The following is a 7,456-nucleotide window of genomic DNA, read 5'->3' on the forward strand; positions in this document are numbered from 1 at the left end:
AGCACGATGATGATCATGCCGAAGATCGAGGTGTCGTCGAGGATGTCCTTCTGGCAGCCACGCAGCAGCTGACCGCGGGAGGCGAGCGCGACCAGGGTCGTTGCCTGCAAGACCGCTAGCGCCATTGCGACATACCGGGTGTACTGCGTGATTTTGGCTTGTCCGGATTGCCCTTCGCTGCGGAGCTCTTCGAATCGTGGGATCACGATGGTTAGCAGTTGAGTGATGATGCTGGCGGTGATGAAGGGCATGATGCCGATCGCGAATACCGAAAGTTGCAGCATCGCACCGCCGGAGACGAGGTCGATCAGCTGGTAGATTCCGGCTGATTCGCCACCGGAGACGATCCCGATACAGGTGTGGACGGACTTGTAGTCGACACCTGGTGACGGCAGCACCGCGCCGAGGCGATACAACGCGATCAGACCGAGCGTGAAGAGGATCTTCCGTCGTAAGTCTGGGGTCCGCACGGCCGGCGCAATGGCGGAAAGCACAGATCCTCCTGGCGAATGTGATTGCAGGACATACGATCGATCCCGTCCTGGAGATCTCAGACGCTACGGACGGTCGCTCCTACCCACGTCGGCCGCGAGGTGTAATCCGCCCTCCCCCGATGGAGGGAACCGGGGACCTGGAAATGACACTCGCAATGCCCTCAACTCGGCAGTAGCGGACGTTCCGCCGGCCTCGGATCGGCACGGCCAGTTGATCTTCCGATGCCCCGCGCTGGCCAGTTCGGTCAGCGCGGTATGCGGCAGTTCCCGAGGTTCTCCTCGCCGCGCTGCAGGGTCGCGATCAACCGATGGCCGACTGGCCGTCTGGTCGATCGCGATGGGGCACGACGCGCGCGCCGCTCCGACCGGAGGGAGTGTAGGTGCCGAAATGGGTCCACGGCCCGGGGACGATCGGTTCAGACGAGCAGGACCCGGCGTCCGCGGGTGTGCCCGGCCTGGCTGTCGGCGTGCGCGGACGCGGCCTCGGTGAGGGGATATGACCGGTCGACCGGGATGTGGAGCTTCCCGCGCGCGATGAGGTCGGCGGCCGCGGCGAGAGCTTCGGGCATGCTGCCGCCGACACCGGCGAATCGGATACCGAGCATCGGCGCCTCGAGGTCGGCGATGGTGATCACTTTGTCCGGGTCTCCGGTCAGGTCGAGGAGTCCGCGGATGACGCCCGCGCCGTTGAGGTCGAGGGCGGCGTCGATGGTGCCGAGCCGGCGTGCTCGCTCCTCCCAACCTGCGTCGTAGGTAATGGCGACGGCGCCCAGGCTTCGCACGTAATCCTGGTTCGCGGCACCGGCCGTGCCGATCACCTTGATTCCCCGCTCGCGGGCGATCTGCGACACCGCCGACCCGACTCCGCCCGCTGCGCCGCTGACCAGCAGCGTCTGTCCCGGCTGGACGCCGACCAGACGGATGATCCGTATCGCGGTCTCGACCACCGACGGGTACCCCGCCGCTTCGGCGAAGCCCAATCCCTCGGGTATGCGCGCCCAGGAGGACAGGACGGCGAATTCGGCGTAGGTGTTCGAACCCCGGCCGAACACGGGCTCGCCGACCTCGATACCGACTACGCCGTCGCCGATCTCGTCCACCACGCCCGATGCGTCCTGTCCGACGCCGGCGGGCAGCGGGATCGGGTGGATCCGCCGGAACTGTCCCTCGCGGACCCGCCAATCATGCGGGTTCACTCCCGCCGCCCGCACGGCGATGCGTATCTGGCCGGGGCCGGCGTGGGGCTCGGCCACCTCTACCGGTTTCAGGACTTCCGGGCCGCCGTACTCGGCGAAGCGCATTGCCTTCATGCCTCCACGTTATGACTAACGGTTAGCCTTTTGCAACGGTTGTGATTTCGTATCGGTTGGCGCTATAGTCGCTTGCCTAACCGTTAGGAATTCGACACCGATGCATTTTTGCAGCTGATAGCATCAAGCGATGACCGTGCCGACCGGGCGTCGTGAGCGCAAGAAGGCCGCGACCCGCCAGAAGATCGCCGACACCGCGCTCGCACTGTTTCTGGAACGCGGATACGACGCGGTGGGCATCCGCGACGTCGCCGCCGAGGCCGACGTGGCCGTCACCACCGTCTTCTCCCACTTCGCCTCGAAAGAGGCCCTCGTCTTCGAGCAGGACGAGAACTTCGAGCAGCGCCTCACCCGGGCGGTCACCGGCAGGTCGGCGGACGAGCCACTGATCCCCGCGCTGCGGCACGAGATCCACGCGATGGTGCGGCACTGCGCGGCCGAGGGCGCCGCGCCGATCTGGCATCTGATCGACCGGACACCCGCCCTGCGCAAGTACGAGGAGTCGATGCGGCTGCGCCACGCGAAGTCGCTGGCGGCGGCCATCGCCGCGGATCTCGGCCAGCCGCCCACCAGCACGGCAAGCCAGGCGATCGCGCGGTTCGTGATCGACGCTTACTCACTGGCCCGTGAGGCAGCCGATCCACAGGCCGCGGTGGACGAAATCTTCCGGATGATCGAAGCGGCCTGGGAGACCGCCCGACCCGCCTGAGGTTCGCAATGCTGTTGCCATCGCAGCACTTGCCGCTGGACCCCAACCGGCCCTACGCGGACCGGGCCGCCCTGGCTGCCCTCGATCTTCGGCGGTATTGCGGCAAAATAGTGCGCTACCGCTGACTACGTGCTCAGTTCGTTGAACGGGAACACATCCCGGAACCACTGGAGGACATCAGATCTCATCAGCAATACCCGCTTCGCCTCGGCCGGACTCGGCGGCGGGTCGAACATGTCGGTTGCCGGATTGAACGCCCTCAACTCGGCAGTAGCGGAGGTTCTGCACCGCACCAGGTTCCGACCGCCGGCGCGCTGCGCTGGCCGGTTCGGTCAGCGCTGTCAGCGGCATTACCATCCATTCGTGGAGCCGTGTCTCCGATCTTCAAGCCAGGAGGCACCGACGATGAGCATGTCCATCGACTGGGAGCTGGAAGACTTCGGTTGGGCGAATGTTCGTGTGTCCGATGAGAACACCGACGCAACGGCGGTCGCCTCCTACGTCACCGGTGCACCGCAATATCTCCTGCGAGCGGTCACCGACATCGTGCGCGGCCTTCCCGAGGCCCGCGCCGAGTTCGAGGCCGAGCCGACCGTCTATCGATGGCTGTTTCGTCGCCGGGGAAATGAGATCGACATCCGGCTGCTCGAGGTTGCCAACTACGATCTGCCCGACTCGTCAGGAACTCAGCTGTGGCACAGCTGCCAGACCGTCTGGACACTCGCCGCCTCAGTGTGCATCTGTTTTCGTGACGTCCTGCGACGTTACGGTTTTCAGGGATACCTGGACCGATGGGGCTATCCTTTCCCCCGCAGTGAAGTTGAGGCTCTGACCAGCGGTATCCGTCAGCTGGCGCAACCCGGTGCCGATTCCGATTAACTTCGCGGTGACGCTGCTGCCATTGTCACGCGTTTCCCCCGTCCTGCATGTCCAGCCGCGTGCTCCGGTGCGACCACACCCGGCCGGTTCGCTCAGCGCGGTATGCGGCAGGATAGTGCGTTCGACGCAGGACGAACCTGGGCGCGGCACCGTTGAAACGAGGCAGGTTCCATCCGGCTGGGTTCAAGCGTGCGCGAAGGCTCGCCGGACCACCGCAGGATGTCGAACGAGCTTGGGGCCGAGGACGACCGCCAACAGCGTCAGTCCCAACCAGGGACGAACGTGTGGCGTCAGGCGTCGTATGCGGCCATCGGTGTCCTGTTCGATCATCATCGCGTCCCCGATCCGCACACCCAGGACGCGCGCTTCGGCCACTGCGACGGCAGTGCTGTCACCCCTGACCACGTGATACCAGGTAAATCCAGTCAAGGCAGGCAGCAGAATCGAGAACACCACACGCAGATCATCATGGCCACGAAAGACCGCGTGACCGGCCAGCGGCGACACCAGTTCTGCGTCCGCCGCCAACGTGCCGATCACAGCATCGACGTCGCCCGTCGTGGTTGCCGCACAGAATCGAGCGATCACATCGTCTTCCACCCAACCCCCTCGCCAACCTGTCTACTACGCAGTGTAGTCATCAAATGTCGGGTGCGCCGAGTTTGCGTGATGCACCAAACTCGGCATGAGCGCGCACGGCAGGCGGTCGTACGGCGCTCTGCCCGTTGATCTTCCGTGCCCCGCACTGGCCTGTTCGGTCAGCGCGGTATGCGGCATGACCGCACACGGCCGGTAGATAGTCGAGGCGGGCTCGCCGTAACCGCCGGCAGCGGAGCGCCCCCCTCCGACCCGGGGGGTATACGCCGCATCGGAGATTGGGAACATTCTTGTTCGCTAACACTCGGGGCGGTTGCGCGGATATATCAATCGTTGCAGCAGTGTCGCCGATCGGTTTGCAGCGCAACGGGATACGGCGCGAACGAGGGAGTGATCGGATCATGATGCGAAATGCCGCGGGTGTGGCAGTGTTGGCCGGCGTGTTGGTGGCGGTGACCGCTGGGTGCACCGCGAACGGAAATGGGTCACTGACGGTTTCGCCGGGTCCGGCCACCGTGTCGAACTCGGTCCCGACCGGCGGTCCGACGGGTTCGGGTGGGACGCCGGCACCCAGCGGTGCGCCTGCTTCGCCGGGGCCGGGGGGCTCGCCGGATTCCAGCGGCGGGCAGCCATCCGGCGCCGGGGTCCCGGGCGATGGTTCGACCGGGACCCCGGCGCCGACGCCGACGGTCGCGCCCATCACGGAATGCACGAACGGTCAGATCCACGTCCGCGCCGAAAACCTGGCAGCCCTGAATCAGAACTACGCCGGCACCGCGCTGATCTTCGAAACCACCGGCGACACCTCGTGCTGGATGGTCGGCTACCCCGGCGTCGACATGTGGGCCCCGGGCAACAACTGGGTGCACGCCCGGCGCTCCCTGTACAGCGCCGTCTGGGGTCAGAACCCCGACCACAGCTTCTTGACCCCACAGCAGGTGACGATCAAGCCGGGGCAGCCCGCCCACGCCATCGTCGAAAGCACCACCACCGACAACGGCCGCCCCTGCCCGGTATCCCACACCCTCAACGTCACCCCACCCGACATGACCGCCACCCAACCGGTGGAGACCGGCAGCATGTACCCCTGCTCGGTCGTCATCCACCCCATCACCCCGTAGCCCGAGCAACTCCCCGCCGTCCGGCGCCCAGGAATCACTGTGGTGCACAGGGCCGGCCACGGAAGAACCGCATGTATCGATGATCCCGGCCACGTCGGTTTCCTCGGGCACATTCGCCACGTCCACTCCACAGCTCGGCGAGAGTAAAGGGGTTGACGGTCGTGAAGTGCTGTGCGGCAGTCAATGGTCTGCGACCAGGGCCCATGACACTGAGCCCATGGCCGTTTCGAACCGCGCACTCCGCGGCGGAGAAGGTGCATACAATGCGTTCCGAACCGGGTCGTTCGGCTAGCCAGGAGCAGGCCGCGGGGACCGGTTCCGGCGCGAACCGATCGTCAGGATCGATCTCTCGAGGGCAGTCCGATGGTGGTTTCACCGATTGCTTCGATTTCGTGCCATCTGATCGTATCGTTAACTGGCTCAAGAAAACTCGCTACTTCAAGGGAACGTGCAGTGTCCGAGATCTGGTCGGACCGAACTCAGAGGGGAGAACGAATGATAATGCGTGCCTTCGCTGGTGTGGCCGTGGCCGCAGCAGCGATTTCGATGGCCTGTGCGGGTACCGCCAATGCGGATGCGGTGAATCCGAACGACTACATGATCGGTGACACCGTCTACTTCAATGTGGGTCCCGCACAGTGTTCGATCAAGTCGGATGGCACGACGGGTTGTGACATCGCGTCCGGCATCGCCAGGTGGCTGAACATGATTCCGGTGACCGATCTCGCCATCGATGTGCCGTTCCTGCCCGCGCACCCGACCTTCGGCGTGTTCGGTCCATATGGTCGTTCCGATGCCAACACCCTCCCGCAGGGCAACGGATACGGCTCGACCATCACCTACGCGGGCGCCACGTGCAGTGGTGGCGGGCGCGGCGGGATCCTGTGCAATTCGAAGGGACACAGCTTCGACTTCGGCTGGTCCGGCACCACGACCACCTAGACCGGATTACGCGGCAGCCTGATCATTTGACCCTTGACGCGGGCAGGGCGGCAAGAACAGCCGCTTTCGATTCTGTCTGGGCCGGCAGTATCCCGACTGCGCACAGTTCGTGGTCGCTGACATCCACCGACGTTGTCAGTCGATACTGCTCGGTCATCGGCATCGCGGTGCGTTCGGCGGTCCTCGGATGGCCGCGGCCGGTTGAGCTTCCACCGCCCCGCGCTGGCCGCATCGGTCAGCGCGGATGCGGCAGGAGTCGGCGGCGACATCCATGCGGAATACCCGGTCGGCAATGGCAGATCGGGCCGATGAACCCTCGCACGCTCATCGGCAATATGCTGCTCGGCCGGGCCGCGTGGATTGCGGCATAGAGCCCACTCGCCTTGACCACGGCCGGGCATGGCTGTGAGCCGGCTGGGTCGGATGTCGGCACTGCGGACTACAGTTTCGGCCGGATCGTGAAGTGGACCAGGCGGGTTCGGTGCGAGTGGCGTGATCGCGGGATCGGGCCGTGTTCGGCACTCGGTGATGACCGAACTCCCAACATCTGTGTAGTGTCTGAATCACATTCGATTCGGCATACGCGGGGGCGAGATATGCAGATTCACACTTCCCATCCAGTAGTGGACGCAGTACTGGACCGGTATCACCGTGAGCTGGGTGACGAGTTACCAAAATATCGAAATCACGTACTGCGCAGCCTCAACTACCAGCAGTTACTACTGGGCGAACCAGTGCCCGACACCGCGGCATTGGCATGGGCCGTACATGACCTGGGCATATGGACGGCTGGAACCTGGGACTACCTCGAACCCTCGGCGCAGTTGGTTACACAACACGCCGCAGAGTTCGGAATCGACGATGTCGAGAGAACCCGGCGGATGGTGCTCGATCATCATCGACTGCGCGGCACCAACGATCGACTGTCCGAAACATTCCGTGTCGCCGACCGCATCGACGCCAGCCGCGGACTCGTCTATCACCCACTGACACGCGCCGACGTCAAATCCGTTGTCGCACAGCTACCCTACCTCGGATTTCACATGTTCCTCGCCCGCCGAGCCGCCACCTACGCACTGGCACACCCCATCCGGCCCCTACCCATGGTCCGCTGGTAGACCGACTGGAGCATCCGGACCGGGCGCTGTCATCGGTGGCTGCGGAGGTTCCGCCAGCCTCGGATCAGCACGGCCAGTTGATCTTCCGACACCACGCGCTGACCGCCTGAGCCCGCAAACATGAGCGGATGTTCCCCATAGCTCGATGATTGAGGACGCCTACCACGGCGGGTGCCCGTCGTCGCCTCCGCTTGCCGCCGTCTAGCTGATCCGATTGGTATCGGACTGTGCGAAACGGGCGATGGCGCGGGCGACCGCCTCGCCCATGGCGGGGCTGCCGGTGTGA

The 7,456-nt window shown here is 64.9% G+C and carries 8 protein-coding genes; 5 read left to right on the top strand and 3 right to left on the bottom strand.

Annotation, left to right across the window (positions count from 1 at the left end; translation table 11 throughout):
* Both ACWEKS_RS48480 and ACWEKS_RS48485 read right to left on the bottom strand, forming a co-directional pair.
* The coding region (locus ACWEKS_RS48480) for a preprotein translocase subunit SecY (protein WP_452346463.1) at positions 1 to 494 on the bottom strand (494 nt) is incomplete at its 3' end.
* A gap of 416 nt (positions 495 to 910) precedes the next feature.
* Positions 911 to 1,804: an NADP-dependent oxidoreductase gene (locus ACWEKS_RS48485; protein ID WP_452346464.1), complete on the bottom strand. Its 894-nt coding sequence runs from the start codon at positions 1,802 to 1,804 to the stop codon at positions 911 to 913.
* Between the two features lie 130 nt (positions 1,805 to 1,934).
* Here ACWEKS_RS48485 and ACWEKS_RS48490 point away from each other — a divergent pair, with 130 nt between their 5' ends.
* Together ACWEKS_RS48490 and ACWEKS_RS48495 are read left to right on the top strand one after the other, a co-directional pair.
* Complete coding sequence (locus ACWEKS_RS48490; protein WP_452346465.1) at positions 1,935 to 2,513, top strand: TetR/AcrR family transcriptional regulator; 579 nt, start codon at positions 1,935 to 1,937, stop codon at positions 2,511 to 2,513.
* A gap of 405 nt (positions 2,514 to 2,918) precedes the next feature.
* Positions 2,919 to 3,392 carry a hypothetical protein gene (locus tag ACWEKS_RS48495; protein ID WP_452346466.1) on the top strand — a complete coding sequence of 158 codons (474 nt, stop codon included), beginning with the start codon at positions 2,919 to 2,921 and terminating at the stop codon, positions 3,390 to 3,392.
* Positions 3,393 to 3,575: 183 nt separating this feature from the next.
* On the opposite strand, the gene ACWEKS_RS48500 is transcribed toward ACWEKS_RS48495, so the two are convergent.
* Positions 3,576 to 3,992, bottom strand: a complete 417-nt coding sequence (locus ACWEKS_RS48500) for a nuclear transport factor 2 family protein (protein ID WP_452346467.1) — start codon at positions 3,990 to 3,992, stop codon at positions 3,576 to 3,578.
* Positions 3,993 to 4,390: 398 nt separating this feature from the next.
* Between ACWEKS_RS48500 and ACWEKS_RS48505 the strand changes: the two genes are divergently transcribed.
* The 3 genes from ACWEKS_RS48505 to ACWEKS_RS48515 all read left to right on the top strand — a co-directional run bounded on the left by ACWEKS_RS48505 (position 4,391) and on the right by ACWEKS_RS48515 (position 7,170).
* Positions 4,391 to 5,110 carry a DUF4232 domain-containing protein gene (locus ACWEKS_RS48505; protein ID WP_452346468.1) on the top strand — a complete coding sequence of 240 codons (720 nt, stop codon included), beginning with the start codon at positions 4,391 to 4,393 and terminating at the stop codon, positions 5,108 to 5,110.
* Between the two features lie 501 nt (positions 5,111 to 5,611).
* Positions 5,612 to 6,052: a hypothetical protein gene (locus tag ACWEKS_RS48510; RefSeq protein ID WP_452346469.1), complete on the top strand. Its 441-nt coding sequence runs from the start codon at positions 5,612 to 5,614 to the stop codon at positions 6,050 to 6,052.
* A gap of 596 nt (positions 6,053 to 6,648) precedes the next feature.
* Positions 6,649 to 7,170, top strand: coding sequence for a hypothetical protein (locus tag ACWEKS_RS48515; RefSeq protein WP_452346470.1), 522 nt, complete (start codon positions 6,649 to 6,651; stop codon positions 7,168 to 7,170).
* Positions 7,171 to 7,456: the final 286 nt, after the last annotated feature.

It is taken from the genome of Nocardia sp. NPDC004711 (genome assembly GCF_053601595.1).